The sequence below is a fragment of the Nocardia nepalensis genome, from assembly GCF_048910785.1.
In the GTDB taxonomy this organism is placed as follows: Bacteria; Actinomycetota; Actinomycetes; order Mycobacteriales; family Mycobacteriaceae; genus Nocardia; species Nocardia nepalensis.
Genome location: NZ_JBKBET010000020.1, coordinates 694,081 through 719,807, shown reverse-complemented (window position 1 = coordinate 719,807; position 25,727 = coordinate 694,081). Strand labels below are relative to the sequence as shown.

The window sequence follows — 25,727 nt, the reverse complement described above, 5'->3', positions numbered from 1 at the left end:
CACCTCGATAGCGTGTCAAACGATCCCCTTACACGAGCGGTTTACCCAAACGGATGCGCCGACGAACCTCGAACAAGTAGGCGTTCAGCGGGAACATCCGCGCAGGCTTCGGCAGCCGGGTGTGCACTGCCGAGATCACCCGCAACAGCCGATCGAAGCGGCGCTGATCGTATTCGGTCCAGGTCAACCGCATCTCGTCGCGCAAATGTTGTGGCAGTAGGCCGGTCACGACGAAGCGCTGGAGGCGGGCGAAGGTCAATTGGATCGGACGCGGCATCATCTTCAGGTCGATGAGGTCGTTGAAGTAGTCGCGCAGAGCGGGCTCGACGCCGCGCTCCGGCAGGTTTTCGTCCCAATACCGTTGGAACTCGGCACGATTGGCGGGCCACATCTCCGGTCGCATCTGCAAGGTGGTGCCGAGTCGGGCGCAGTAGCGGTAAAAGGCCTCGGCCACATCGGGTTCCATCGGTCCGTGCATACGGGTGTAGAGGTCGTCGATGCCCCAGTAGAGGCAGGCGGCAACCCAGAGTTGCAGTGTCGGATCGAAAGCGTTGTATTTGACCGGGCTCGCCGAGGTCGAGCGGACCGGTCGATGCGACTCGTTGACCGCGTCCCGGTAGAGCCTGCGCTCCTGCTCCGAGCCCATCAGCGCGACCGCGAGATAGGTCAGCGTGGTGCGCAGCCGCTTGATCGGATGCAGCATGACCTTGCCGCTGTCGACGGTGCTCTCCAGCACGCCGCGCCCGACAGGGCGCAGGCTCAGCTGCATGATCACGTTGGCGGTTCCGCCCAGGAAGGCCGCGACTCCGTCGATGTACTGTTCGACGGTTTCCGGGGTAATGGGCTCGACGGCGGCGGGTCCGACCCGGTCGGGAATCGACACGTAATCGGCGCTGCGGAGTGGTTCGGTCATCGTTGACCTCGCCTTTCTATGGCCATCCGCTGCGGAGCGGAGGATGAGAAGGTTCTACATCAACCTTCTCATTGCCTCGGAGTGGTGTCAATCACGCTTTCGGGGGCGTTCGGAAGTGGCGCGGCTGATGGCATGCAATGCTAGTGGTGTCATCGTGTCATCGGATCGGAAATAGGGGCGGAAGTTATGGCGACGCTGACCAGACTGCTGGCCCTGGTGCGCAGCACGGGCCCGGAAGACCGCAATCAGACGCGGGTGTTGGACGCCGCCCTGCTGGCGTTCCTGGATTTCGGCATCAAGCGGACCAGCATGGTGGAGGTCGCACGGCGGTGCGGACTGTCGCTGGCCACGCTCTATCGGCGCTTCGCGAGCAAGTCCGATCTCATCCAGGCGGTCGGGATGCGGCAGGCGCGCCAGTTCGTCGAGGAGGTGGACGCGGCCCTGCAGCGGCAGGTCGATCGCGACGCCAGTGCCGAGGACCAGATCGTGGAGCTGTTCGTCGCGTTTCTGAACGGTTTGCGCGGCAATAAGCTGCTCGACCGATTGTTGAAGACCGAGCCGGAGATCGTGCTGCCGTATCTCACGGTCAAGGGCGCACCGGTCATCGAGCTCGGACGCGACTACCTGGCCGAATTCATTACCCGGCTGCAAGACGAGCGCAAGTTGCCCGAGTACGACCCGGAGCCGGTCGCCGAGATGATCGCCCGGACGGCGCTGTCATTGGCACTTACTCCGCAAACGGTGCTCCCGCTCGACGACGACGCCGCGATCCGGAAGTTCGCGCGCGAGCATGTGGCCGTTTCGTTCCGGCTGTAGCGCTGCGCCGACTGCCATCCGTCGAATCACACCAGGCGCAGGCCGAACCGCCTGCGGACGCGCATGTCCCACAGGTAGGCATTGATCGGAAACATCCTGGCCTGCTTGGGCATTCGCGCCGTCACCGAACCCAGGGCGTGCAGGATCGCGTCGAGGATTCGATCGTCGCGGGCGGTCCAGGTCATGCCCATCTGGTCGCGCAGATGTTCGGGCAGCAGGCCGGTGACCACGAAACGGTGGAACCGAGCGAAAGGCAGCCGGGCGGGGAGCGGGAGCATCTTCAGATCGATCAGGTCGTTGAAGTAGTCGCGGATCGGCGGATCGATCCTGGTCTTCGCGAGATTCTCGGTCCAGTACTTGTCGAAGGCGGCACGATCGGCGGGCCACATCTGCGGACCCATCTGCAGGGTGGTGCCCAGTCGGGCCCCGTAGTAGTAGAAGGCCTCCGCCTCGGTGTCGTGCATCGGGCCGTGCATGCGCTCGTAGAGGTCGCGGGCGCCCCAATACAGGCAGGCCGCGACCCATAGCTGCAGCCCCGGATCGAAGGCGTTGTACTTCACCGGGCTCGCCGCGGTCGACTTGACCGGGCGATGCGACACATTGACGGCGTCGCGGTAGATCGCGCGTTCATCGTCGGTGCCGAGCAAGGCGACCGAGAGGTAGGTCAGCGTGGTGCGCAGCCGCTTGATCGGATGCAGCATGACCTTGCCGCTGTCGACGGTGCTCTCCAGCACGCCGTAGCCGACCGGCGGTGTACTGAGCTGCATGATGACATTCGCCGTGCCGCCGAAGAAGGCGGCGACGCCATCGAGGTACTGCTCGATGTCGAAGGTGTCCTCGGCGTCGGGCGTTGGCTTTCGAAGCGGGTTGGTCATCAGCGACCCCGTTCTCATCGTTGAGAAGGATATGGGTCAACATTCTCACTGCCTCAGGGGCGTGTCAACCGCCACGGCGCTGTCAAGGGGGAGTGTGGAGGTGCGGTGCCGCGCCGAAGTAGCGTGAGCGAATGTCGTTCGATCCGCCACCGCTGCTGCTTCGTTCGCTCAACCCGCTCGCCGTCGCGGCTGGAGCGGATATCCCTGATGCCGTGACGATCGACGGGGTGATTTTGTCGCGCAGCGATCTACTCGGCGCCGCTACGTCGGTGGCCGAGCGCATCGCGCGCGCGGATCGGGTGGCGGTGCTGGCCCGGCCGACCGTGACCACGGTGCTCGCGGTCGTCGGCTGCCTCATCGCGGGCGTAACCGTGGTGCCGGTGCCGCCGGACTCGGGCACCGCCGAACTGGCGCATATCCTCACCGATTCGGGCGCGCAGGCCTGGTTGGGAGAGGCGCCGGAGGGCACGGAGCTGCCGGTGGTGCCGGTGCGCGTACATGCCCGCTCCTGGCACACCTATCCCGAACCCGACCCTGCCACACCGGCATTCGTGCTCTACACCTCGGGGACCACCGGTCTGCCCAAGGGAGTCGTGCTCAACCGCGGTGCCATTGCCGCCGGGCTGGACGCACTCGCCGACGCGTGGGCTTGGACGCCGAATGACGTACTGGTGCACGGACTTCCGCTGTTCCATGTGCACGGGCTCATCCTCGGCGTGCTCGGGCCGCTGCGGGTGGGCAGCCCGCTGATCCACACCGGCAAGCCGACGCCGCAGGCGTACGCGGCCGCCCGTGGCACGCTCTATTTCGGTGTGCCGACCGTATGGTCGCGCATTGTCGAAGACCCCGATGCGGCAAGGCAATTGGGTGATGCGCGGTTGCTCGTATCGGGTAGTGCGCCGCTGCCCGTGCCGGTGTTCGAGCGTCTTCGTGAACTCACCGGGCACCCGCCGATCGAGCGCTATGGCATGAGCGAAACGATGATCACGCTATCGACTCGCGCCGACGGGGAACGCCGCCCCGGTTGGGTCGGTACTCCCGTCGCGGGCGTCGAGACCCGGCTCCGGGACGAGGCGGGCGCGGACGTCCCGCACGACGGCGAGAGCATCGGTGGGCTACAGATCCGCGGCCCGATGCTATTCGACGGCTATTACAACCGGGCCGAGGCAACCGCCGAATGCTGGAGCGACGACGGGTGGTTCAAGACCGGTGATGTCGCGGCCATCGATGCAAATGGTTTCCATCGCATCGTGGGCCGGGAATCGGTCGACCTCATCAAGTCCGGCGGGTACAGAATCGGCGCGGGTGAGGTCGAGACCGTGCTGCTCGGACATCCGGAGGTCGCCGAGGTCGCAGTGGTCGGACTCCCCGACGCCGATCTGGGACAGCGCATCGTGGCCTATGTCGTACTGCGCGGTGCCGCACCGGATTCCATCGAGAAGCACCTCATCGAGCATGTGGCCGAGCAGCTTTCGGTGCACAAGCGCCCACGCGAGGTCCGCGTCGTGGACTCGCTCCCCCGCAACGCCATGGGGAAGGTACAGAAGAAGCTGCTGGGGTGAACACAACGGCCTGCGCGCGCACTTTCCGCTGAATCCGGCGATTTTTGCCACATCTGCGCGAGAGGTGCACGCTCAGGCCGACTGACCGCCGCGGACTGCTTGACCTCAACTTAAGTTCAGGTTCTACGGTCGCGGATATGAGCGCAGCACTGACCCCCGAACAGATCGACTACCTGCACACCCAACGCCTCGGCCGACTGGCGACCGTGCGCCCCGACGGCTCACCCCAGAACAGCCCCGTCGGCTTCCGCTACAACGCCGAACTCGGCACCATCGATATCGCGGGCTGGAATATGGGCACATCCTGGAAGTTCCGCAATATCGCCACCAACAACCACGTCGCCTTCGTCGTCGACGACATCGCCTCGATCCAACCCTGGCGCGTGCGCTGCCTCGAAATCCGCGGCACCGCCGAACAACTGACCGACGTAGAGCCCTACATCCCCGGCGTCTCCCGGGAAATGATCCGCATCCATCCCACGCGGATCATCGCCTTCGGCCTGGAGGCCGGAGTCAGCCACGCGTAATGCCGATTCGGCTGTGATATCGATTACTAGCGTTGGCGCGTGCGAGTGTCGTTGGTCGACGTCAGTCATTAAATGGCGGGATTGATGACAAGCGGGCGACGGCTGACCAGCAACCACCCAGGAGCTGCGACCCCCAGCTATAGATGGCGGTTCCCAAATTTTGTCGCCGGTTGGGTCACACACGGCGGCGGCGATTGGACTCAGGGAACGCGAGGTAATAGCCAAGAAGCGCGCGACCTGAGAACGCACGCTTCAGCTGAAGCCAATTTGTGGCATCGCGTGACACGAAGGTCTGGCGGGATCGTCCAATCGCGATCTAGTGCCTCGTCCAGGTAGGTCGTGTTGGTAAGGGTGTCGACTTGGTGGTGTCGTGGCTCGGAAACCGGAAGTGTTCGTGCGCGCGGTGACTCCCGAGGAGGGGCGACGGTTGCAGAAGGTTGCCAAGACCTACTCGAGCTGGTTGAACTGGATTGAGTCCGAGTTCACCGCACTGAGGTACTTCGCGCTCAACGGCGCCGACCACCGCAGCCACGGCGAGCAGGACGACGCGATCGCCGCCTACATCCGCTGGCGCAACCAGCACGCCGAACCCAAACGCGACTTCGCCGTCGACTCCAAGATCCGGCTACCGCATTACCTGCCGTACGTTGCTTGACGAGGCATTAGCTCACTCTGCCGAAATGGACGCGAAAACCGTTGGTCGGGAACGTAATTCGATTGACGAGTGGGGGAGGATGATGCCGTGACAGAGAACGGGTCTGCCCCGTGGGCGATCGAGCCCGCCGAGCCGGGTTCGCCCGAGGCCGCCACCATCCTCCGGCTGTACCTGGCCGAGATGATCAGCCGCTACTACGGCCGTCCCACCGATGACGCGGAGATCGACCGGCATCTTGCCGATGGCCACGACAGCGAAGACCTGACCCCGCCCACCGGCCTTCTGCTGCTCGCGCGCCGAAGCGGCGAGGCCGTCGGCTGCGTCGGCCTGCGCCGCCTCGACGCGCAGACACTCGAGCTGACGCGCATGTTCGTCCGCCTCGATGCACGCGGCGACGGCGGCGGCGCCGCACTGCTCGGCTCGGCCGAGGTCGCCGCCCGCGAACTCGACGCCCGCACGATCCGCCTGACCACACGCAAGGATCTCGTGGAGGCCCGCCCTCTACGCGAAGCACGGATACGCCGAGATCCCGCCGTACGGCGACGACCCGCTGGTAGACCACTGCTTCGAAAAGAGGCTGGACTGAACGAGGGCATTGCACTGCTCGGGAGTCGGAGTCTCGTCAAGCAACATACCCTTACCAACACGAGCTACCTGGACGGGGCGCTAGATGCCTTGGAAGGACTGGACGGCGATCATCGAGGAGTTGTTCAGCGTGAATGATGTCTCGAACGGACGAGCATCCGGAGCTCCGTCCAGCATGAGATGTCCAGTCACCCGAAGAAGCGTAGTGGCATCGGTGTCCGACTGGACATCAATCGCGTTGACGTTGTACCCAGCCTGCGGGAATCGGACGAGCTGCTCGAAGATCGCCGTCGTGCCCACATACGGTGTGTCCCCGACTGTGAGTTGCGCATCCTCGGCATACCAAAGCTCCAGTGTGCTCTGTCGGGCCGTGAGCTGGGCGAAATAGAGGGTGGTGAAAGCCTTGGCATTCTCTTGGGTGAAGTATTGCTTGACGGTGTCGTCGACCATGACAGTCCTCCTGATCAATTCCAGGAAGTGATTCGCGGAGATGTCGGGCCGGTTCTCCGCAGTTGTCGCCAGCGTCGCCACTAGGGCATGCAGGTCCTGCATCGCAACCACCTGAGCGGCCAGACAATCGCGATGCGCGGCCAACACCCGCGCCATTGCCGCGGTGCCCGCGAGCACGTTCGCGATCTGGTCCAATCCCAGACCCAGCTGACGCAATGCCAAAACCTGATACACGCGCTGGACATCGGCTGCGGTGTAGAGGCGGTGACCGGTATTGGTGCGCCGGGCGGGACGCACCAACCCGATGCGGTCGTAATGATGCAACGTCCGAACCGTCAATCCGGCCTCGGTCGCGAGCTCACCGACCTTCCACACCTGCTCAATTCCCGTCTCGCCCATCCGCTTCCATCTCACTTCCACCAGCGCACCTTGCGCTGGTACCGCCGACGCTAGGACCTGACGTTACGTCAGGAGCAAGCCGAAACCTCCTCCTGAATCTCGCGACAACAACGCTACGGAAACATGCTGTATTGCCGAGTCGGCCGGTAGGCCACCCATCATGGACACGGACGCGCAAAGTGCCGCTCAGACAGACCTCAGCCAGAATGCTCGGTATGAGTGCGGCTTACGCGGGCAGTCGGAAGTTGCCGAAGAGGGTGTCGAGCGGTTTCACGAGGTACTGGCCCGTGTGATGTTCGAGGGGGAACAGGAACTCGCCCGTGAGCAGCCAGCGTATCCCGGTGCGTTTGATTCCATTGCCTCGCTGCACGAACACGGGTTCGTGCAGACGGTCTTGACCGGAAATCTGCGTAGACCTCGAGGGTTTCAATCCTCTCCCGAAGTTCCCGAACCGATGTTTCAGCGGCGAGCAAGATTCAGCGGTTGACTCTGATTCACTTCGGCCGATTACGTACTGCCGCAACAGCATCCGTATAGAGTTCGGTGGTCAGCTGGTCTTCTGACACACCGAGTTCGGCCAGCACCGTCCGCAGATCGGCCAGTGCCGCGTGGAGGTCCTCCTCGGTAGCCTGCGTCTCCAGCTCGAGGAACGTGCCGTCGATCTCAGGGACCGTCACGACGGTTGCCAGCAGCTCATGGCCGGTACTGGTGAACCGGAAGTTCTCACAGTGTTTTGTCAGTTCGATCATGGGTATATACCCGAGCTGCGCGATGATCTCTTCCAGTGCTTCTCGCTCACCGACGACGGTCTCGAACTCGGGCTTGGAACCTGTTGCGGCGTCGACCGCAGAATCCTTGAACGTCAGCAGGTGGCGCGTCTCGCCCGCGCCGGTGATGGTTCGGAGGCGAAATTCTCGATCAGCTCGTCCAAGTTCATTGTCCTCGGTGTCGAAATAAACATCCCGATAGGACACGTTCTCAGCGTCGGCCCGTTCCTTCAGTCTCGCTCGAACCGAATCCGGGTTAGTGAGCTTCGCCTTGTATTCTGCTTCGATCATCTTCGGCTCCAATTGTTTCAGACGATTCGGGTCGCGCTCGACACGGCTCGTTCCACGGTGGTAACGAACGCATGATGCAGAACACCTTGGTTATTCGGATCGACACGGTGTGTGGGCGATGTATGGCCCTCGCGATTCGTAGTGAAAGCGGATACGAAGAGGACCTCGTCTATCTTGATGATCCGCCACACCGGAACCTCGCTATAGGTGTAAATCTCCACGGGTCTACCTGCATCCGCCAGTTCTTTGATGCGTGCGATCGACAAATGTATGCCCACTGCGAAAGATTCGGCAGACTCTCCGATCGCCTCGGCTCGCGTGGCTACTGCGTCGGATTCGGGGTCCAGCAATAGAACTCGAAGTCGTGCTTGTGCAGGGAGTAAATCACGCAGCAGTGAATCATTGAGACCCAGGATGCCGAGTCCCCTGACCGCCATGACGTCGATCCTGCTGGCGGCGGCCGTCAGGTCTCGGATCTCTTTGGTGGCTTCGGCTTGTGATGGATAGGTCGTGCTGATTTCGGCCCGTTGGCGGGATCCAGCCGTGGCGCGTAGCGCCACCAATTCACCACCTGCGTGGAGAGCGGTGTCGATGGCACAGATCAACTCTGCTGAGGGAAGATCACTGTTCTCCCACTCGGCCATGGAGACATACTGACGCGAGTATCCGATCTTGGCTGCCAGCGCGCGCTGACTCAGGCCGGAACTGAGTCTGAGTCTCTTGATTTCGCGCGCCAGCTCGTCGGCAATGGTCGCTGGCTGCCGTTCCGGTTGGCTGGTCGGGTCGGTCGTCAGCCCCCTGTTCATGGGTTCATTCTGGCTTATCGCGTGGGGGTGGCAAATCGGGTTTCGGTCGATTTGCCACCTTCCTTGCCTTGGGTATGCGGCGGTCTGCTCGTTGTAGGCACCGCAAAACCGGTGGCCTGGAATCGAGTTGGAGGCGCAGGCCATGAGAACGACGACCCGCCACGGTGTTCCGCTGCTGGACGTGGCACAGCGAGCGAGAATGCGGCCGGAACTACTGGATGTGATCGAGTACCGCAAGTCCGGACTCAGTCTGAACTGGATTGTGGGGTGCCCGCTGGATTGCGGGTATTGCGTGCGGCATTTGTTCGACAACTTCGAGATGAAGGTTCCGCGAGCGCTGATGGACGACCAGGAGGCCGCCGACCTGCTGACCGGTCATCGGTACTTCCGGCCGCACGTGACACCGATCCAGCTGCTGAACCGGGCTACCGACCCGATGTTGCCCAGGGTCAAGCAGCACACCTTCACCATGTTGAAACTGCTGGATGCGCGCGGGTTGACCAACCACGTTCTGGTGATCACTCGGTGGCGGATCGAGCCGGAGGACTGCGCGGTCCTGAACTCGATCAGGAATCTGAAAGTCACTGTGCTGGTGACGCATTCGGGTATCGATGACCCTCGGGTCGAACCTGTGGACTCTGCGATCGCGGCGCGGTCGCTGGTGACGGCGTTCGAGCGTGCGGACCGCTATCGGGTGGTGTTGTACTGGCGGCCGATCGTGCCGGGTCTCAACGACTCGGATGAGCATCTACGCCGTGCGCTCACGCTGAGCCAGCACGCGCACGCGACGGTGTTCACTGGACTGTTCTTCAAAGACCAGATCCGCGACTACTACCGGGCGAACGGACTGCCCGAACCCTATCCGGACGGTGCCCGGCGCAAGGTGTTCCCCGAGGCGCTGGAACGACGGATTCTCAATGCTGCCGACACCAGTCGGCCCGGTTCCCCATTGTTCCGCAAGACCAGTTGCGCGGTCGCCTACGCGCACGGAATCGCCGACTACAACGGCCATTACAGCATCAGCGAACTGTGCGACATCTGCCCGGTCGCACAGCTACAGCGGTGTGCTCGGGCATGGCGACGCCCCGACGAACGGCATGTCGCCGATCAGGCCGCCGACCTGGGCGGCACCCTCGTAGAGGTCAACGACCGCGCTGTGGTCGTGTCCGGGCTGGACGAACAGCGCCGCTACTGCCTCCAGCACGGTCACGGGTACCAGGTCCACGACATCGACAAACCACACCACCACAACCGTCACGGCCGCGCCGACCTGGGCTGGCCCGCCACGAGGGAGAACACGCCATCATGACGACACCGATTCCGTTCCCGAACACCCTGCACGAGCGGCAATTGGCCGTGGTCGACGTGGAGGGCAACGGGCAGAACCCACCCGAGATCATCGAGATCGCGGTGTTGCTGGTGGACGGGCCGACGACCCCGGATGCGTTGCGGTCGTGGCTGATCCAGCCGCAACAGCCGGTGACACCGATCGTCACGCGCAAGGTCCACGGAATCACCAACGCCGATCTGTCCGACTGCTCGCCCTGGCGAGAGGTCGCCGACGAGATCGACGAAGCCCTGTGCGGGCGGGTGCTGGTCGCCCACAACGCCACCGTCGAGCGCAAGGTCCTCACAGCGCATCTGCCGGACTGGAACCCGCCGTTGATTCTGGACACGCTGCGCCTGGCAAAGACGGTTTGGCAGGGGCTGGATTCGTATGCGCTGGACAAACTCATCGAACGTGGCCAACTCGACACCAGCACCGTTGCCGGGCAGCGCTACCACCGCGCCGGATACGACACCTGGGCAGCGTGGCAGTTGCTGTGCGCATTGATCACCGATGGCGAACTGGACTGGCCCGAGTTGGTCACTGCGGCTGGCCTTCCCGAGTTTCTGCCTGTCCCAGAACCCGAAGGAGGTTTGTGGTGAATTCCCTCGATCAGCCGGTCACCATCGCGGTGGTCGGCACCCATTCCACCGGCAAGAGCACCTTCCTTGCCCGGCTGGCTCACGAGCTACGCCGGACGGGCCTGCAAGTCTCCACGGTCGCGGACCTGGGCGAACAAGCGCAACGCTTGGGGTTGCCGATCCTGTGGAATCACACGTGGACCTCCACGTTGTGGATCATGACGCGCGGGATCAGCAACGAACTCGAGGCATGGCTGCACGGCGATGTGGTGCTGGTCGACCGCGCGGTCCCCGACGCGCTGGGCTACTACCGGGCCGCTCTGGACTATCGGGGCGAGACCCCGGACCCGGATGGATGGGCATATCTGGAAACGCTGGCTCGCGCCCATAGCGACCGCTATCACCTCGTCTTCCGCACGCAGCTCGACCCGGATATTCCGTTGGGCACCAACAAGACCCGCGACGGCAACCAGAAATTCCGGACACTGGCCGACCACCACGTCGGGGCGGTGCTGAATGAGTTGGCGCTGCCATGGCTGCCTCTGGCCGCCGACGGCCATGAGGCTGCGCTGGCACTGGCGACTGGTTTCGTCGCCGAACAACTCGGTGACGACGCGATCCCCGGCCCCGTCAGTGCCACCGCGTGAGCGGCCTGATCCTCCCTAATCCCCTTCACTCACAATGCAACTGACAGTTACTGGTGGTGAGAGCATGCAACCCGCAGAACCTGACATCCCAGATGGCGACCGCCGACCGAAAGCGATCGGACTCGTGCGCGGGGCCGTCTCCGGACTCGACGCGCCTCGACACGCGGTCGCGGTCGAGCGGCACGCCCGATCGCTGGGCTTGCGATACCTCTACACGGTGCGGCCCCCACAAGGCACTACCGACCCGATCGGCTACGCGCTGGGTATCGCGGCGGGGCTGGGCGTGGTGGCGATCGTGGTGTACGACCTGGCCCACGTCGATAACCAGCCAGCGCGGGTCTGCGAAGATTTCGACCTGGAAACCGTGTGCCCGGCAGAGACTTGGGCGCGGGTCATGTACCCGGCACCGATCGAAACGGGGGCGTGATGAACAGGACCGTGATCGTGACGCCCTCGCAGGTCTGCGAACGAGCCGATGTCGAACTGGCACACAAGCAGATGCAACGTCATCTCGCCTGCCGGGTCGCCTGCTGCCTATGGAAAGCCGCAGCGTACCGCACATTGGTGGATGCGGGCCGACTCGCACCGCAGACTTCGAGCCCGCGCGAGCGCGCCGCCGCACGAGGGATCACTTTCCCGCCACTGGACAGTGAACTGTGCGCACACGGCGGGCCGACGATACAGACGATTCGCGAAGTGCTGAGCAAGCTTTCGGAGTTGGCACCACCTCCCCCGAGCGCGAACCCTCCCGGCAGCGAAAGCAATCAATAAGAGAATTCGCGCGGAACGATCTAGGGAGAGGCGGACGAACGCTCAGTCGTTGGCGTGGAGGTCGGCGTTGAGTTCGATGCCGGTGCCCTTGCGGGGGACGACCTCGACGGCGCCGGTGGTGGAGTTGCGGCGGAACAGGAGGTTGTTCTGGCCGCTGAGGGCGGCGGCCTTGACGACCGTGCCGTCGGGGGTGCTGACCTTGGTGCCAGCGGTCAGGTAGAGCCCTGCCTCGAGCACGCAGTCGTCGCCGAGCGGGATGCCGAGGCCGGAGTTGGCGCCGAGCAGGGAGCGCTCGCCGATGGAGATGATGGTGGTACCGCCGCCGGACAGCGTGCCCATGGTGGAGGCGCCGCCGCCGATATCGGAGCCGTCGCCGACCACCACGCCCGCGGAGATGCGGCCCTCGACCATCGAGGCGCCGAGGGTGCCCGCGTTGAAGTTCACGAAGCCCTCGTGCATCACGGTGGTGCCCGAGGCGAGATGCGCGCCGAGGCGAACCCGGTCGGCGTCGCCGATGCGCACGCCCGACGGCACGACGTAGTCGACCATCCGGGGGAACTTGTCGATGCTGTACACCGTGACCGGCCCGCGCGCGCGCAGCTTGGCGCGCGTCGCCTCGAAGCCCTCCACCGCGGCCGGACCGTGGTTGGTCCACACCACATTGCTGAGCAGCCCGAACTGCCCCTCCAGGCTCACCTGGTGCGGCTTGACCAGCCGGTGCGAGAGCAGGTGCAGCCGCAGGTACACATCGTGCGCGTCGACCGGGGCCGCGGACAGATCGGCGATGGTGGTCCGCACCGCGATCACATCGACCCCGCGCGCCTCGTCGAACCCGAGCAGCGCCGCGAATTCCGCGGGCGCTTCATCCAGGCGCTTCGTGCCGGTGTCACCGAATGCGCCCAACTCCGGATTCGGGTACCACGTATCCAATACGGTCCCGTCCGCGGTCACATTGGCGATACCGACTGCTGCTGCTCCCTGAATGCTCACGTCATCAGAGGTTACCCACCCATCGATGACGGTGGTCAGCCACGTCGACCAGTGCGCGCCGATAGCGACCGCGCGGTGCCGAGCTCCGCTCACTCGGCCCGATGCAGGTGGGCTGACCATTGATGTCGCCGACGATCCGACCAGCCGTGTAGGTGGTGTCGTGGCACCGCACGGCTGATTCCTGTCGGTCGTCGAACCACCGTTGTGACGATGGCGATGGGCGCAACCGCCGGGCCGATGTCGCGGCCGTAGGCTGGCAGCCGTGACCATCGACTTGCGCGCCGACCCCATCACGCTGACCGCGGCTCTCGTCGACATCCCCAGCGTTTCTCGGGACGAGGCGACCATTGCCGACATTGTCGAGCGGGCGCTGCGCGAGCAGACCACGGGTTTCGAGGTACTGCGGCACGGAAATGTGGTGCTCGCGCGCACCAACATGGGGCGGCCGACTCGGGTCATCCTCGCCGGTCATCTGGACACCGTGCCCATCGCCGACAATGTCCCGAGCATGTTCGTGGACGAGGCGGGGGAGCGCCGGCTCTACGGCTGCGGCACCGTCGATATGAAATCCGGGGACGCGGTATTCCTGCATCTGGCCGCGACCGTCGCCGAACCCGTGCACGATTTGACGCTGATCTTCTACGACTGCGAGGAGATCGCCGCTAGGCACAACGGCCTCAACCACATCGAGCGCGAGCTGCCGGATTGGCTCGTCGGTGATCTGGCAATCCTCGGTGAACCGTCCGGCGGCGTCATCGAGGCGGGTTGCCAGGGCACCCTTCGCGTCCGGCTCACGACGAAGGGCGTGCGCGCGCATTCGGCGCGATCCTGGAGGGGCGACAATGCGATTCACCGGCTGGCCCCGGTATTGCAGCGGCTCGCCGACTACAAGGCCCGCGATGTCGATATCGACGGCTGCGTCTATCGCGAGGGCCTTTCCGCGGTCCGCATCGGGGGCGGGGTGGCGGGCAATGTGATTCCGGACGAGGCCGAGGTCGAGGTGAACTTCCGCTTCGCCCCGGACCGCACCGTCGAGCAGGCCACCGAACATGTGCGCGCGGTATTCGACGGACTCGAGCTCGGTTTCGAGCTCATCGACTCCGCCGCGGGCGCGTTGCCCGGCCTGACCGCCCCCGCCGCCAAGGACCTGATCACCGTGGTCGGCGCCGACAGTGTGCGCGCCAAGTACGGCTGGACCGATGTCGCGCGCTTCGCCGCCCGCGGCATCCCGGCGGTGAACTTCGGTCCCGGCGACCCCAACCTCGCCCACAAGCGCGACGAACACGTCCCGGTCGCCCAGATCACCACCGTCGCGGCGACCCTGCGCACCTACCTGACCGAACGAGTCTCGGATTCTGTCGAACTAGCCCGCTGATTTCGTAAGAACATGGGTAACTCGCCGGGGACGGGCTAACTTGCCCGCAACTCAACCGCCGCCCGCCAACGTCACAATCGCCGCGCCTGAGTCCGGCGCCTAAAGATTCGGGGAGGCGGGGGAGCCCGGTAGCGTGTGCGCCATGTCCACCGAAGCCGCCGATAACGAGACCGTAAGCACGCCGAAGTCGACACCCAAATTCCGCGGACCGATCATGTTCCGCCGCGATCGCAAGCCGGGCGGCACCGCTGACCAGAACCTCTTGGACCGGCACGGCCCGAGCGATTGGGTGCATACCGATCCGTGGCGGGTGCTGCGCATCCAGGCCGAATTCGTCGAGGGCTTCGGTGCGCTCGCCGAACTGCCGCGCGCGGTCACCGTCTTCGGCTCGGCCCGTACTCCGGCGGATCATCCGGAGTATCGGGCCGCCGTGGCGATCGGCGGCGCGCTGGCGCAGGCCGGGTTCGCGGTCATCACCGGCGGCGGTCCGGGCGTAATGGAGGCCGCGAACCGCGGCGCCTCGGAGGCGGGCGGCTACTCGATCGGACTCGGCATCGAGCTGCCCTTCGAGCAGAGCCTCAACGAGTGGGTCGATCTGGGCATCAACTTCCGCTACTTCTTCGCGCGCAAAACCATGTTCGTGAAGTACTCGCAGGCATTTATCTGTCTGCCAGGCGGGTTCGGCACCCTGGACGAGCTGTTCGAGGCGCTGACCCTGGTGCAGACCCACAAGATCACCCGCTTCCCGATCATCCTGTTCGGCAGCAAATACTGGGCCGGACTCGTCGACTGGATGCGCGATTCGCTCGGCGGCTCGGGCAAGATCTCACCCGGCGACCTCGGTCTACTGCATGTGACCGACAGCGTCGAGGAGCTCGTGCAGATCATCCTGTCGACCGCAGCAGCGAATAATGGCACCGACACCATCGGTACGGAGGACCAGTGGTGAGCGAGCGCGGGTACGCGGTGTGTGTCTACTGCTCGGCCAGCACCGGCGAACCCGAACTGCTCGCGCTCGCGGCCCGAGTCGGTACCGAGATCGCCAGGCGCGGTTGGCAATTGGTCTCCGGCGGCGGTCACGTCTCGATGATGGGCGCGGTGGCCACCGGCGCCCGCGCCGGCGGCGCGCACACCATCGGCGTGATCCCGAAACATTTGGTGCACAAGGAAGTGGCCGATGTCGATGCCGACGAGCTGATCGTCACCGACACCATGCGCCAGCGCAAACAGGTCATGGAGGATCGCGCCGACGCCTTCCTCACCCTGCCCGGCGGCATCGGCACCCTCGAGGAATTCTTCGAGACCTGGACCGGCGGGTATCTGGGCCAACACAACAAGCCGGTGGTTGTGCTCGATCCCAATGGTTTCTATCGAGGTCTATTCGACTGGCTGGGCCAGCTCTACGATCGGAAGTTCGTATCCGAGTGGGCCATGGCCAGGGTCACCGTGGTCGAGGATCTGGCCGCCGCCTTCGCGGCGCTGAAACCCGGTGCGGTGCAAGAACCCTCGGTGACGGATGAGCCCGGCACCACTCTCGACGAGGAGATGTGACCCAGTGAGCATCGACGCCCGCCCCGCCGTCAGCCTGTTCGATATCGCAAAGCAGTTGCCGCGCATGGCATTAGACGCGCCGTCCATGCTGCGTGGCGCGCTCGGCATGCTGGTGCGGCCGGAAGATGAATCCTCGGTCGGCCTGTACTTCCAACGCAACGCACACCGCCATCCCGACCGGCCGTTCCTGAAGTACGAGGGCCGGTCCTTCAGCTACGGCGCGGCTAACGCCGAGGTCAACCGGTATGCGGCCGTGCTCGCCGACCGGGGTGTGCGACGCGGTGACGTGGTCGGCGTGCTGATGACCAACCGTCCCGAAACCCTGTTCGTGGTGCTGGCCACCGTGAAACTCGGTGCGACAGTCGGCCTGCTGAACCACAACCAGCGCGATCAGGTGCTCGCCCACAGCTTCGGATTGCTCGACAGCGTGCTCAACGTGGTCGGCGAGGAATGCCGCGCGGCATTGGACTCGCTCGCCGAACCCCTTGCCAACGTGCTCTTTTCGCAAGACTTGGACAAGGCCGCCCGGGACGCGGACGCCACCGACCCGCCGAGCTGTGCGCAGGTCACCGCGAAGGAGCGCGCCTTCCTGATCTTCACCTCCGGCACCACCGGACTGCCGAAGGCCAGCGTGATGACACATCTGCGCTGGACCAAGAGCATGGCCGGACTCGGCGGACTCGGAATTCGCTTGCGCGGCAATGACACTCTGTACTGCTGCCTGCCGCTCTACCACAACAACGCACTGACGGTCGCGCTGTCGTCGGTGCTCGCCGCGGGCGCCACCTTCGCGCTCGGCAGGCAGTTCTCGGCCTCCCGGTTCTGGGACGAGATCATCCGCGAGCAGGCGAGCGCATTCATCTACATCGGTGAACTCTGCCGCTACCTGCTCAATCAGCCGGTCAAGCCGACCGACCGGCAGCATCGGGTCCGGCTCGCCGTCGGCAATGGGCTGCGCCCGGAGCTGTGGGATGAGTTCAAGTCCCGTTTCGGCATCGGCCGGATCGTCGAGTTCTACGGCGCCAGCGAGGTGAATATCGCCTTCGTCAACGCCTTCGGGGTGGATCGCACGGCCGGTTTCGGGCCGCTGCCCTACGCCATCGTCGAATACGACGACGCGACCGGAAAGGCCAAGCGCGACAAGGACGGTCGGCTGCGCCGTGTGCCTAGCGGCGGCGTCGGCCTGCTGCTGGCCAAGGTGACCAGCCGTTCGCCCGCCGACGGTTACACCGATAGGGCCGCCTCCGAGGCGAAGCTGGTGCGCGACGGCTTCACCGACGGCGACGTCTGGTTCGATACCGGCGATCTGGTCCGCGATCAGGGCTGGCATCACATCGCCTTCGTCGATCGGCTCGGCGATACCTTCCGCTGGAAGGGTGAGAACGTGGCCACCACCGAGGTCGAGGGCGCGCTGGCCGAATCCGATGCGATCTCGCAGGCCGTCGTCTTCGGCGTCGATATCCCGGGCACGGACGGTAAGGCGGGCATGGCGGCGGTGACGCTGTTCCCGGGCGCCGAGTTCGACGGCCACGCGCTCGCCGAACTGGCCTACTCGCGGCTGCCCGGCTACGCGGTACCGCTGTTCATCCGGGTCGTCGCCGAACTCGAACAGACCTCCACCTTCAAGAGCCGCAAGGTCGAACTCCGCAAACAGGGCTACACCCCCGACGCCGACAGCCAGCTGTATGTACTGGCCGGTCGCACCGAGGGCTATATCCCCGCCTACGACGAATACGCCGCCGACGTCGCCGCGGCCCGCGCCCCGAAGCAATAGTTCCCGGGAAGCTACAGTCGGAACCATGTTCAGCCCCACCGCAGCGCCGCTTCCCACCCTGTGCGGCAAGCCGGTGGCGACGGATCGGGCGTTGGTGATGGCCATCGTCAACCGCACCCCCGACTCCTTCTACGACCGAGGCGCCACATTCACCGACGCGGCCGCCATGGACGCGGTCGCGCGGGCCGTTGACGAGGGCGCCGACCTGGTCGACATCGGCGGTGTGAAGGCCGGGCCCGGCACCCTGGTGGACGCGGTGGAAGAGGCCCGCCGCGTGGTCCCGTTCGTCGCGGCCATCCGAGAAAAGTATCCCGAGCTACTGATCAGCATCGATACCTGGCGTGCCGGGGTGGCCGATGCCGCGGTGACCGCCGGCGCGGATCTGATCAATGACACCTGGGCGGGCGCCGACCCGGATCTGGTCCGGGTGGCCGCCGATCGCGGCGTCGGCATCGTGTGCAGCCACACCGGCGGGGCGGTCCCGCGCACCCGTCCGCATCGGGTGCGCTATGCCGATGTGGTGGCAGAAGTTACGCAAACCGTGGTGCGCGCCGCAGAAGATGCGGCCGCGGCCGGGGTTCGCAAGGATTCGATTCTGATCGATCCGACCCATGATTTCGGCAAAAACACTTACCACGGGCTCGAGTTGTTGCGGGGAATCGACGTTCTTGTAAATACCGGATGGCCAGTCTTGATGGCGCTGAGCAACAAGGATTTTATCGGGGAGACTTTAGGTGTCGAGCTATCCGAACGGTTGGAGGGCACATTGGCAGCAACAGCATGGTCGGCGGCCGTCGGCGCCCGAGTCTTCCGAGTTCACGAGGTTGCCGAAACGCGGCGCGTCGTGGACATGATCGCCGCGATACAGGGCATCCGGCCCCCCGCACGAACCCTGCGAGGTCTGGTATGAATTTCCACCACCACGACAGCCCCGGCTGGGCGACGACGAATACCTGGGACATCCCGGATTGGACGGTCGACGAACTCGTCGCCGCCAAGCGCGGCCGCACCGTTTCGGTGGTGCTGCCCGCATTGAACGAAGAAAACACCGTCGCCGATGTGGTGGCCAGCATTCGGCCGCTGCTCGGCACTCTCGTCGATGAGCTGATCGTGCTCGATTCCGGTTCGACGGACGCCACCGCCGAACGCGCGCTCGCCGCGGGCGCCGAGGTGATCAGTCGCGAACAGGCCGTGCCCGAACTGGATCCGATGCCGGGCAAGGGCGAGGTGCTGTGGCGGTCGCTGGCCGTGACCAGTGGCGATGTCATCGCCTTCGTCGACTCCGATCTCATCGACCCGGATCCGGCCTTCGTGCCGAAGCTGCTCGGCCCGCTGCTGCTGGTCGACGATATGCATTTGGTGAAGGCCTACTACCGCAGGCCGCTGCGGCAGGCGGGTGCGGTGGACGCGCACGGTGGCGGTCGCGTCACCGAACTCGTCGCCCGTCCGCTGCTGGCCGCATTGCGACCGGAACTCTCGCAGGTGCTGCAGCCGCTCGGCGGCGAATACGCGGGCACCCGTGAACTGCTGACCTCGGTGCCGTTCGCCCCCGGCTACGGCGTGGAGATCGGCCTGCTCCTCGACACCTACGATCGCCTGGGCCTGTCCGCGATCGGTCAGGTGAATCTGGGCGTGCGCACGCACCGCAACCGCCCGCTCGCCGATCTCGGCGTGATGAGCCGTCAGATCCTCGGCACCGTGCTCGGTCGCAGCGGGGTGCAGGATTCCGGTGCGGCGCTGACCCAGTTCCCGCTGATCGGCGATGCCTTCACCGCACACAGCACGCAGGTCTCGCTCGTCGATCGCCCGCCGATGAATACCCTGCGCCCGGCCTGCGCCGCGGCCTGACCTGCACAAACCGATCCGATACGAACCCCGGGCGCGCGCCGCGTCCGGGGTTCGTGCGTTCTCGGTTACTCCTACGCGTTTGCTGGCCGGAAGCTAGGATTTTCTTCAAATCCGAGATTGCTTTTCCGTCGTTCGAAGCTATTGCGCTACGTGCACACTCGATGAGCAGGAGTGACGAGTCGATGACCATTCGCGAACTACCGAAGCACGATATTCGAAGCCCTGAATTTGCCGGTCCAGGTTATACATTGGCGACATTGCGGGTGAACGGCCATACCTTCCCGGTCGCCATCGAACCGCGAGTGAGCCTGCTCGACGCCTTGCGCGAGTATCTGCATCTCAGCGGCACCAAGAAGGGCTGTGATCAGGGCGCGTGCGGCGCGTGCACGGTCTTGGTCGACGGCAAGCCGGAATTGTCCTGCCTCACCCTGGCCCTCAGCATGGAGGGCCGCGATATCACCACGATCGAGGGAGTCGCCGAGGGCGAGGAGCTGCATCCGGTGCAGCAGGCCTTCATCACCCACGATGGATTCCAATGCGGCTACTGCACACCGGGACAGATCATGTCGGCCATCGCGTGTATCGAGGAGGGGCACGCGGGCAGCGACGAGGAGATCGCGGAATGGATGAGCGGCAATATCTGCCGCTGCGCCGCCTACCAGAACATTCGCGAGGCGATAAAGAGCGCCCGCGACGAGATGTCGGGCGGTGCGTCGAAATGAAGCCGATATCCTTCGCCCGGGCCGAGACCGTTGACGAGGCCATCGCCGCGGTGACCGCCCGCCCGAATACCGTATTCCTCGCTGGTGGAACCACGTTGGTCGATATGCTGCGCATCGGCGCGATGGAGCCGGACAACGTGGTCGATATCAACCGGCTACCGCTCACCGATCTCGAACACACCGCCGACGGTGGTCTGCGCATCGGCGCGATGGTGCGGATGAGTGAGGTGGCCGCCGATCCCGGTGTGATCCAACGGTATCCGTTCCTGTCGACCGCCCTGTGGAAGGGCGCCTCGGCGCAGATCCGCAATATGGCCTCGATGGGCGGCAATCTGATGCAGCGGGTGCGCTGTCCCGGATTCCGCGATACCGCCTACGCGTGCAATAAACGCGATCCGGGCAGCGGCTGCGGTGTGCTGGAGGGATTGCATCGCGGGAATGCGGTGCTCGGCACCAGTGCCCACTGCTTCGCCATGCACCCCTCCGATGTCGCCATCGCGCTGACCGCATTGGACGCGGTCGTACATGTGCAGGGGCCCAAGGGCACGCGCGCCATCGCATTCGACGACTTCTTCCTGCTGCCCGGGGATACCCCGCATCTCGAGCATCCGATCGCCCAGGACGAACTCATCGTCCGCATCGATGTGCCGGCCCTGCCGTACGCCGTGAACTCGCACTACATGAAGGTGCGCGATCGCGAATCCTATGAATTCGCGGCCGCATCGGCGGCGGTGGCGCTTGATCTACAGCACGGTGCCGTGCACGACGTCCGCATCGGCCTCGGCGGCATTGCCACCAAACCGTGGCGCGCCCGGATCGCCGAAGCGGCGCTCATCGGCAAGCCCGCGACCAAGGACAACTTCGCGGCCGCCGCCGGCGTCGAGCTGGCGGCCGCCGATGCCACCCATCCGATGAATCGGTTCAAAATCGCACTGGCGCAACGCACCCTGGTGCGCACGCTGACGACCGTCACCGACCGAATCGTCGCGAAGGAGGGCTGGGAATGAGCGAGCGAAGCGAGCGAACAATGAACACAGCCGCCCACGCGGTCATGCCGGAACCGAGCGCCAGCGAGGTGGAGGCATGAGCGCACCAGCCGCGGCCCAGCTGGTCGGTCGGGGGATAGACCGCGTCGACGGTCGCGCCAAGGTCACCGGCTCGGCCCGCTACACCGCCGAGATTCCGATGCCCAATGCCGCCTACTGCGTCCTCGTCGGTGCCGAAATCGGCAGCGGCACCGTGACCTCGATCGATACCTCGGCCGCGCTGAAGTCCGGTGCCGTCGCGGTATTCACACACGAGAACCTGCCCAAGGTCGCCAAGGTACCGATATTTCCTTCGGCATACGGCGGACCCGCGCCCGGGCAGAGCTTCTTTCCCATGCAGGGCACCACGATTCACTACTTCGGACAGCCGATCGCGGTGGTCGTCGCCGATACCTTCGAGGTCGCGCAGCAGGCCGCCCGGCTGATCGAGGCGACCTACCTGGCCGAGCCCGCCATGGTCCGGCTCGACGACGGACGCGATCGGCAATACCAGCCGGACAAGGTCTTCTGCGGTCTGGTGCCCGCCACCCAGTCCCGCGGCGATTTCCAGGCGGCCGCGACGCAGGCGGTCCATACCGTCGACACCACTTACCATTTCGCCGCGAATCACCACAATCCGATCGAATGCTCGGCCACCGCCGCCATGTGGGACGGCGATTCGGTCACCGTCTACGACTCGACCCAGGGCATCGTGGCCTCGCAGCTGACAATCGCCGCGTATCTGGGCATTTCGCCGGGCAAGGTGCGGGTAGTCGCCGATTACGTCGGCGGCGGATTCGGCGGTAAGGCCATGATGTGGCCGCACGTCACCCTCGCGCCGCTGATCGCCAGGGAGCTGGGCAGACCGGTGCGGGTCGTCCTGAACCGTGAGCAGATGTTCTACGGCACCGGGTTGCGCGAGGAACAGGAGCAGCGCATCACGTTGGCCGCCGATGCCGACGGCCGCATCCGCGGCCTGCGCCACCACAAGCTTTCCGTGACCTCACAATTCGACGATTGGGCCGAGCTGTCCCTCGAGGTCGCGGGCAAGGCATACGGAATTCCCAACTGGGACGGGCGATATCGGCTGATCAAGGGCAACATCATGACGCCGACTTTCATGCGCGGTCCCGGCGAGACCTCCGGCATGGTCGCGCTGGAGTGCGCGATCGATGAGCTGGCCGACGAAATCGGGCTCGACCCGGTCGAATTGCGCCGCCGCAATCACGCGGCCGTCGATCCGCAGACCGGTAACCCGTGGACCTCCGACGGCTACCTGGAATGTCTGAAACAGGCCGCCGAGCGCTTCGGCTGGACCGGCGAACGACCGAAAACTCCACGTGTCGACGGCAATTGGCGGATCGGCTGGGGCGTCGGCACTGCGGGCTATCCGGTCTATCTGCCCGGCCAGCCGCAGCGAGCCCATGCTCGGCTGTTCGCGGACGGCTCGCTGGTCGTGCAGGCCGCGACCCAGGACTTCGGCACCGGCATCGCCACCGCCATGACCCAGGTCGCGGGCGATGCCGTGGGGGTGCCGTTCGACCGGATCCGCATCGATATCGGCACCACCGAATATCCGAATATCGCCGCGGCCGTCGGCTCGATGGGTGCGGGCATGATCAGCGCGGCGGTGCACACCGCGTGTATCGAACTGCTGGCCCAGGTTATCGACCTCGCCATCGCGGATGACAAGTCGCCGCTGCACGGCTACGACCCGCACCTGCTCGAAGGCGTCGACGGTCGGCTGCGCCCGAAAGCCGAACCGACGCTGGTCGATTCCTACGCCGACGTGCTCGGCCGCCGCGGCCTCACCGATATCGAGGCGATCGGCAGCTGGCGGCCGAGCGCCGATCCGACCCGGCACGGGATGATGAGCTTCGGCGCCCAGTTCGCCGAGGTCGCCGTCGATCCCGAACTCGGCCTGATCCGCGTGCGCCGCATGGTCGGCGCCTTCGCCCCCGGCCGCGTCCTCAACGCCAAGCTGGCCCGCAGCCAAGTGCTCGGCGGCCTGAACTGGGGCCTGTCCCAAGCCCTCATGGAAGGCACCATCGCCGACCCTCGTGACGGCCGCTGGTCCAATTCCTCACTCCTGGAATACCTGGTTCCCGTCAACGCCGACGCCCCCGAGGTCGACATCTCCTTCATCGAAGTCGACGACCCCTTCATCAACCCCCTGGGCGTCAAGGGCCTGGGCGAACTGGGCATGGTCGGCGCCGCCGCCGCCGTCATCAACGCCGTCCACCACGCCACCGGCCACCGCATCCGCGAAATCCCCCTCCGCCTCGAACACCTGCTCTGACCAGCACAGATCATGCCGGATTCAGCCGGGATACCGATTGCGTGGATCCGGCGGCGCTGTCGAGCGGCGGGCCGGTTGCTCTATCCGGATCCGGGTGCCATCGCGGGGCGTTCAGTGGTGGATCGGTCCATCCGTTCGTACGAGCGGCCGGGCCGACGCGCCGCCGCGTTCGGCGAGGATCTGGGCGGCGATGGAGATGGCGGTCTCGTCGGGGGTGTGCGCGTTGAGGTCTAGGCCGAGTGGACTTTTCAGGCGTGCCAGTTGATCGTCGGTGACACCGGACGCGCGGAGGCGTTCGATGCGTTCGTTGTGGGTGCGCCGGGAGCCCAGCGCGCCGACGAAACCGATTTCCTGGATTCCCAACGCCGCCACGATCATCGGTACATCGAATTTGGTGTCGTGGGTGAGCACGCAGACCACGGTGCGCTCGTCGATGCGTCCGGCGGCGTGCTCGGCGGCCAGATAGCGATGCGGCCAGTCGACGACCACCTCGTGTGCGGACGGGAATCGGGCTGGGGTGGCGAAGGTTTCGCGGGCGTCGACGACCGTAATCCGGTAGCCGAGCTGACGGCCGGTGCGGGCGAGGGCGCGGACGAAATCGTTGGCGCCCGCCAGGATCATGCGGGCCGGGGCGGCGAAGGTCTGCACGAACACGCGGGGCCGCGGGGCCTGGACCGTCTCGCATTCGTCCGAGCCGACCACGCCGCTGTGTCCGGCGACGAGCAGCGCTCGCGCGTCGCGGTCGACGCCGCGCCACGGCTCGGAATCGCCGGGCCGCAAGAGTTTCCAATCCGGGGCCGCGTCCAGGGTGGTGGCCAGCGCAACCGGCTCGCCCGCCTGGATCGCCGACCGCAATGCGCACAGCACCGGCAGCCGTGCGCGGTCGATGCGTTCGACGAAGACCTCGATCTCACCCCCGCACGTCAAACCCACCGCGAAACCGTCGGTCTCGGCATATCCGAACCGATCCGATACCGCGTGCCCGCTGGCCAGCACCTCCCGCGCCGACTCGACCACCGCGGCCTCGACACAACCGCCCGATAACGACCCCAGCACCTCGCCCTGCGCGGTAACCATCATTGCCGCGCCGGGCTCGCGCGGTCCGGGCCCGGTCGCGTCCACGATCCGGGCCAGGGCCACCGGCCCCCGATCGGCCAGCGCCACCAACTGTTCGAGCATTGTGCGCACGGCCACGATCCTTTCCCTGGCGGATCCCTACCGAATGCGGAGTCGACCTGAACGACAGCACTGCCATCCAGCCTAGCTACCGACCAGTTGCTATGCGATGCGGCCGAGGTCCTGCGGTGCGGCGGTCTGCGCGCTCTCGGTGGATTCGTCCGCCGGACCTTCCGAAAGCAATCGCTCGGCCTCCTCGGCCAGACGCGCCTGCAAATCGGCCACGGTCAGGTGGGTGGGCTCGGTGCGTGGCCGCAGCATCGTGGTGACCACGGCGGCGATCACGATGACGACCAGCACGACACTCACGATCACGATCACGTTCATCGCCGTACCCTCCGGTGGTTGCCAGTGCTGTTGTGGGTGACCGTCATTCGACGACCTCGCGAAGTTGGAAGCCCGACGGGATATCGCCGGTGTGGAAGTAGGTCGCGAATATCTCCGCGGCATGTTCGGCGTCGAAGACCTCGTCGGGGTAGACGCGCAGCAGTTCGGGCCCATTCGGCACGTCGACGCCCGGATAACCGAGGCGCTCCCCGGGCAGCCCGAGAATGTAGCGGCGGGGCGTCCCGTCGACCGTGGTGCGCAGTTCGATGGCCAGCACATCGGCCGAGCCGACGCAATGCACGGAGTTCGTACCCGGTGCGGCGCCGATCGTCGCGGTGATCTCGGCGGCGGGCATAGGGTGCGGCAGCCGGGTGAGGTTCACCGAATAGGAGGTGTAGCCGTCCAGCCTGCGCAGCGGACGCAGGAAACTGACCACGGAGTCGCCGGGCCCGATGAAGACCTTCAGTCGATCGCTGTAGGTCACGCAGTGGGTGGTGATCACCGGTTGCACCGTCGGGCCGCCCTCGTCCAGATCGAAGCCCAACCCGAGTTCGGGCCGAGCGGCCGTGCACGCGGAACGCGCCCGTATCGGACTCGGAACATTCATCTGGACCCACCTACCGCCATTGGTTATCAACTAGCTAATCCAGCATTACTGTAACCGGGCG

General features: G+C 65.4%; 28 protein-coding genes. 19 read left to right on the top strand and 9 right to left on the bottom strand.

Annotated elements, in window-relative coordinates; all coding sequences use genetic code 11:
* Positions 1-28 precede the first annotated feature (28 nt).
* Positions 29-913, bottom strand: a complete 885-nt coding sequence (locus tag ACHQ4I_RS14510; RefSeq protein WP_420772224.1) for an oxygenase MpaB family protein — start codon at positions 911-913, stop codon at positions 29-31.
* A gap of 186 nt (positions 914-1,099) precedes the next feature.
* On the opposite strand from ACHQ4I_RS14510, the gene ACHQ4I_RS14505 reads away from it, so the two are divergent.
* Positions 1,100-1,729, top strand: coding sequence for a TetR/AcrR family transcriptional regulator (locus ACHQ4I_RS14505; protein WP_420772223.1), 630 nt, complete (start codon positions 1,100-1,102; stop codon positions 1,727-1,729).
* Between the two features lie 26 nt (positions 1,730-1,755).
* Here ACHQ4I_RS14505 and ACHQ4I_RS14500 read toward each other — a convergent pair whose 3' ends face one another.
* Positions 1,756-2,604: an oxygenase MpaB family protein gene (locus ACHQ4I_RS14500; protein WP_420772698.1), complete on the bottom strand. Its 849-nt coding sequence runs from the start codon at positions 2,602-2,604 to the stop codon at positions 1,756-1,758.
* Between the two features lie 131 nt (positions 2,605-2,735).
* Between ACHQ4I_RS14500 and ACHQ4I_RS14495 the strand changes: the two genes are divergently transcribed.
* The 4 genes from ACHQ4I_RS14495 to ACHQ4I_RS14480 all read left to right on the top strand — a co-directional run bounded on the left by ACHQ4I_RS14495 (position 2,736) and on the right by ACHQ4I_RS14480 (position 6,071).
* Complete coding sequence (locus tag ACHQ4I_RS14495) at positions 2,736-4,166, top strand: acyl-CoA synthetase (RefSeq protein ID WP_420772222.1); 1,431 nt, start codon at positions 2,736-2,738, stop codon at positions 4,164-4,166.
* Positions 4,167-4,303: 137 nt separating this feature from the next.
* Positions 4,304-4,693 carry a PPOX class F420-dependent oxidoreductase gene (locus ACHQ4I_RS14490; RefSeq protein ID WP_420772221.1) on the top strand — a complete coding sequence of 130 codons (390 nt, stop codon included), beginning with the start codon at positions 4,304-4,306 and terminating at the stop codon, positions 4,691-4,693.
* Between the two features lie 370 nt (positions 4,694-5,063).
* Entirely contained in the window at positions 5,064-5,348 is a 285-nt protein-coding gene (locus ACHQ4I_RS14485; RefSeq protein ID WP_420772220.1) for a hypothetical protein, read from the top strand.
* A gap of 87 nt (positions 5,349-5,435) precedes the next feature.
* On the top strand, positions 5,436-6,071 hold the full coding sequence (locus tag ACHQ4I_RS14480) for a GNAT family N-acetyltransferase (RefSeq protein ID WP_420772219.1): 636 nt from the start codon (positions 5,436-5,438) through the stop codon (positions 6,069-6,071).
* Here ACHQ4I_RS14480 and ACHQ4I_RS14475 read toward each other — a convergent pair.
* Entirely contained in the window at positions 6,015-6,803 is a 789-nt protein-coding gene (locus ACHQ4I_RS14475; RefSeq protein ID WP_420772218.1) for a MerR family transcriptional regulator, read from the bottom strand. The two genes, ACHQ4I_RS14480 and ACHQ4I_RS14475, sit on opposite strands and share 57 nt — an antisense overlap.
* 139 nt (positions 6,804-6,942) lie before the next feature.
* Here ACHQ4I_RS14475 and ACHQ4I_RS14470 point away from each other — a divergent pair, with 139 nt between their 5' ends.
* Complete coding sequence (locus ACHQ4I_RS14470; protein ID WP_420772217.1) at positions 6,943-7,269, top strand: HAD family hydrolase; 327 nt, start codon at positions 6,943-6,945, stop codon at positions 7,267-7,269.
* 7 nt (positions 7,270-7,276) lie between these two features.
* Here ACHQ4I_RS14470 and cyaB read toward each other — a convergent pair whose 3' ends face one another.
* Together cyaB and ACHQ4I_RS14460 are read right to left on the bottom strand one after the other, a co-directional pair.
* Complete coding sequence (gene cyaB, locus ACHQ4I_RS14465) at positions 7,277-7,840, bottom strand: class IV adenylate cyclase (RefSeq protein WP_420772216.1); 564 nt, start codon at positions 7,838-7,840, stop codon at positions 7,277-7,279.
* 17 nt (positions 7,841-7,857) lie between these two features.
* Positions 7,858-8,646, bottom strand: a complete 789-nt coding sequence (locus ACHQ4I_RS14460) for a helix-turn-helix transcriptional regulator (RefSeq protein WP_420772215.1) — start codon at positions 8,644-8,646, stop codon at positions 7,858-7,860.
* Positions 8,647-8,788: 142 nt separating this feature from the next.
* Between ACHQ4I_RS14460 and ACHQ4I_RS14455 the strand changes: the two genes are divergently transcribed.
* The 4 genes from ACHQ4I_RS14455 (at position 8,789) to ACHQ4I_RS14440 (ending at position 11,628) form a co-directional block, all read left to right on the top strand.
* The gene (locus ACHQ4I_RS14455) at positions 8,789-9,955 is read left to right on the top strand and encodes a radical SAM protein (RefSeq protein ID WP_420772214.1); all 1,167 of its coding nucleotides are present in this window, start codon (positions 8,789-8,791) and stop codon (positions 9,953-9,955) included.
* Positions 9,952-10,575: a 3'-5' exonuclease gene (locus ACHQ4I_RS14450; RefSeq protein ID WP_420772213.1), complete on the top strand. Its 624-nt coding sequence runs from the start codon at positions 9,952-9,954 to the stop codon at positions 10,573-10,575. The genes ACHQ4I_RS14455 and ACHQ4I_RS14450 overlap by 4 nt, the downstream gene beginning before the upstream one ends.
* Positions 10,572-11,201 (top strand): AAA family ATPase, encoded by a 630-nt coding sequence (locus ACHQ4I_RS14445; protein WP_420772212.1) that lies wholly within the window; start codon positions 10,572-10,574, stop codon positions 11,199-11,201. Before ACHQ4I_RS14450 ends, ACHQ4I_RS14445 begins: the two co-directional genes overlap by 4 nt.
* Before the next feature lie 64 nt (positions 11,202-11,265).
* On the top strand, positions 11,266-11,628 hold the full coding sequence (locus tag ACHQ4I_RS14440) for a hypothetical protein (RefSeq protein ID WP_420772211.1): 363 nt from the start codon (positions 11,266-11,268) through the stop codon (positions 11,626-11,628).
* 386 nt (positions 11,629-12,014) lie between these two features.
* On the opposite strand, the gene dapD is transcribed toward ACHQ4I_RS14440, so the two are convergent.
* Complete coding sequence (dapD, locus tag ACHQ4I_RS14435; protein ID WP_420772210.1) at positions 12,015-12,962, bottom strand: 2,3,4,5-tetrahydropyridine-2,6-dicarboxylate N-succinyltransferase; 948 nt, start codon at positions 12,960-12,962, stop codon at positions 12,015-12,017.
* Between the two features lie 262 nt (positions 12,963-13,224).
* Between dapD and dapE the strand changes: the two genes are divergently transcribed.
* The 9 genes from dapE to ACHQ4I_RS14390 all read left to right on the top strand — a co-directional run bounded on the left by dapE (position 13,225) and on the right by ACHQ4I_RS14390 (position 23,556).
* Positions 13,225-14,337 carry a succinyl-diaminopimelate desuccinylase gene (dapE, locus tag ACHQ4I_RS14430; protein ID WP_420772209.1) on the top strand — a complete coding sequence of 371 codons (1,113 nt, stop codon included), beginning with the start codon at positions 13,225-13,227 and terminating at the stop codon, positions 14,335-14,337.
* A 142-nt stretch (positions 14,338-14,479) separates the two neighbouring features.
* Positions 14,480-15,286 (top strand): LOG family protein, encoded by an 807-nt coding sequence (locus tag ACHQ4I_RS14425; RefSeq protein WP_420772208.1) that lies wholly within the window; start codon positions 14,480-14,482, stop codon positions 15,284-15,286.
* The gene (locus tag ACHQ4I_RS14420; RefSeq protein WP_420772207.1) at positions 15,280-15,888 is read left to right on the top strand and encodes an LOG family protein; all 609 of its coding nucleotides are present in this window, start codon (positions 15,280-15,282) and stop codon (positions 15,886-15,888) included. Before ACHQ4I_RS14425 ends, ACHQ4I_RS14420 begins: the two co-directional genes overlap by 7 nt.
* 64 nt (positions 15,889-15,952) lie before the next feature.
* Positions 15,953-17,662, top strand: a complete 1,710-nt coding sequence (locus tag ACHQ4I_RS14415; protein ID WP_420772697.1) for a long-chain-acyl-CoA synthetase — start codon at positions 15,953-15,955, stop codon at positions 17,660-17,662.
* Between the two features lie 25 nt (positions 17,663-17,687).
* The gene (gene folP / locus ACHQ4I_RS14410; RefSeq protein ID WP_420772206.1) at positions 17,688-18,572 is read left to right on the top strand and encodes a dihydropteroate synthase; all 885 of its coding nucleotides are present in this window, start codon (positions 17,688-17,690) and stop codon (positions 18,570-18,572) included.
* Positions 18,569-19,510: a glucosyl-3-phosphoglycerate synthase gene (locus ACHQ4I_RS14405; protein ID WP_420772205.1), complete on the top strand. Its 942-nt coding sequence runs from the start codon at positions 18,569-18,571 to the stop codon at positions 19,508-19,510. The genes folP and ACHQ4I_RS14405 overlap by 4 nt, the downstream gene beginning before the upstream one ends.
* Positions 19,511-19,758: 248 nt before the next feature.
* On the top strand, positions 19,759-20,232 hold the full coding sequence (locus ACHQ4I_RS14400) for a (2Fe-2S)-binding protein (protein ID WP_420772204.1): 474 nt from the start codon (positions 19,759-19,761) through the stop codon (positions 20,230-20,232).
* Positions 20,229-21,239, top strand: a complete 1,011-nt coding sequence (locus ACHQ4I_RS14395) for an FAD binding domain-containing protein (protein WP_420772203.1) — start codon at positions 20,229-20,231, stop codon at positions 21,237-21,239. The genes ACHQ4I_RS14400 and ACHQ4I_RS14395 overlap by 4 nt, the downstream gene beginning before the upstream one ends.
* Before the next feature lie 76 nt (positions 21,240-21,315).
* On the top strand, positions 21,316-23,556 hold the full coding sequence (locus ACHQ4I_RS14390; protein WP_420772202.1) for a xanthine dehydrogenase family protein molybdopterin-binding subunit: 2,241 nt from the start codon (positions 21,316-21,318) through the stop codon (positions 23,554-23,556).
* 111 nt (positions 23,557-23,667) lie between these two features.
* Here ACHQ4I_RS14390 and ACHQ4I_RS14385 read toward each other — a convergent pair whose 3' ends face one another.
* The 3 genes from ACHQ4I_RS14385 to ACHQ4I_RS14375 all read right to left on the bottom strand — a co-directional run bounded on the left by ACHQ4I_RS14385 (position 23,668) and on the right by ACHQ4I_RS14375 (position 25,666).
* On the bottom strand, positions 23,668-24,744 hold the full coding sequence (locus ACHQ4I_RS14385) for an XdhC family protein (RefSeq protein ID WP_420772696.1): 1,077 nt from the start codon (positions 24,742-24,744) through the stop codon (positions 23,668-23,670).
* Positions 24,745-24,834: 90 nt separating this feature from the next.
* Positions 24,835-25,059, bottom strand: a complete 225-nt coding sequence (locus tag ACHQ4I_RS14380; RefSeq protein ID WP_420772201.1) for a hypothetical protein — start codon at positions 25,057-25,059, stop codon at positions 24,835-24,837.
* Positions 25,060-25,102: 43 nt separating this feature from the next.
* Positions 25,103-25,666, bottom strand: coding sequence for a hypothetical protein (locus tag ACHQ4I_RS14375; RefSeq protein ID WP_420772200.1), 564 nt, complete (start codon positions 25,664-25,666; stop codon positions 25,103-25,105).
* Positions 25,667-25,727: the final 61 nt, after the last annotated feature.

Excerpts from the sequence above, each read along its gene's own strand:
- ACHQ4I_RS14510 (WP_420772224.1), bottom strand. The coding sequence starts at position 913 with ATGACCGAACCACTCCGCAGCGCCGATTACGTGTCGATTCCCGACCGG.
- ACHQ4I_RS14505 (WP_420772223.1), top strand. The coding sequence starts at position 1,100 with ATGGCGACGCTGACCAGACTGCTGGCCCTGGTGCGCAGCACGGGCCCG.
- ACHQ4I_RS14500 (WP_420772698.1), bottom strand. The coding sequence starts at position 2,604 with ATGACCAACCCGCTTCGAAAGCCAACGCCCGACGCCGAGGACACCTTC.
- ACHQ4I_RS14495 (WP_420772222.1), top strand. The coding sequence starts at position 2,736 with ATGTCGTTCGATCCGCCACCGCTGCTGCTTCGTTCGCTCAACCCGCTC.
- ACHQ4I_RS14490 (WP_420772221.1), top strand. The coding sequence starts at position 4,304 with ATGAGCGCAGCACTGACCCCCGAACAGATCGACTACCTGCACACCCAA.
- ACHQ4I_RS14470 (WP_420772217.1), top strand. The coding sequence starts at position 6,943 with ATGGACACGGACGCGCAAAGTGCCGCTCAGACAGACCTCAGCCAGAAT.
- cyaB (WP_420772216.1), bottom strand. The coding sequence starts at position 7,840 with ATGATCGAAGCAGAATACAAGGCGAAGCTCACTAACCCGGATTCGGTT.
- ACHQ4I_RS14460 (WP_420772215.1), bottom strand. The coding sequence starts at position 8,646 with ATGAACAGGGGGCTGACGACCGACCCGACCAGCCAACCGGAACGGCAG.
- ACHQ4I_RS14455 (WP_420772214.1), top strand. The coding sequence starts at position 8,789 with ATGAGAACGACGACCCGCCACGGTGTTCCGCTGCTGGACGTGGCACAG.
- ACHQ4I_RS14450 (WP_420772213.1), top strand. The coding sequence starts at position 9,952 with ATGACGACACCGATTCCGTTCCCGAACACCCTGCACGAGCGGCAATTG.
- ACHQ4I_RS14440 (WP_420772211.1), top strand. The coding sequence starts at position 11,266 with ATGCAACCCGCAGAACCTGACATCCCAGATGGCGACCGCCGACCGAAA.
- ACHQ4I_RS14425 (WP_420772208.1), top strand. The coding sequence starts at position 14,480 with ATGTCCACCGAAGCCGCCGATAACGAGACCGTAAGCACGCCGAAGTCG.
- ACHQ4I_RS14415 (WP_420772697.1), top strand. The coding sequence starts at position 15,953 with ATGGCATTAGACGCGCCGTCCATGCTGCGTGGCGCGCTCGGCATGCTG.
- folP (WP_420772206.1), top strand. The coding sequence starts at position 17,688 with ATGTTCAGCCCCACCGCAGCGCCGCTTCCCACCCTGTGCGGCAAGCCG.
- ACHQ4I_RS14405 (WP_420772205.1), top strand. The coding sequence starts at position 18,569 with ATGAATTTCCACCACCACGACAGCCCCGGCTGGGCGACGACGAATACC.
- ACHQ4I_RS14395 (WP_420772203.1), top strand. The coding sequence starts at position 20,229 with ATGAAGCCGATATCCTTCGCCCGGGCCGAGACCGTTGACGAGGCCATC.
- ACHQ4I_RS14390 (WP_420772202.1), top strand. The coding sequence starts at position 21,316 with ATGAGCGCACCAGCCGCGGCCCAGCTGGTCGGTCGGGGGATAGACCGC.
- ACHQ4I_RS14380 (WP_420772201.1), bottom strand. The coding sequence starts at position 25,059 with ATGAACGTGATCGTGATCGTGAGTGTCGTGCTGGTCGTCATCGTGATC.
- ACHQ4I_RS14375 (WP_420772200.1), bottom strand. The coding sequence starts at position 25,666 with ATGAATGTTCCGAGTCCGATACGGGCGCGTTCCGCGTGCACGGCCGCT.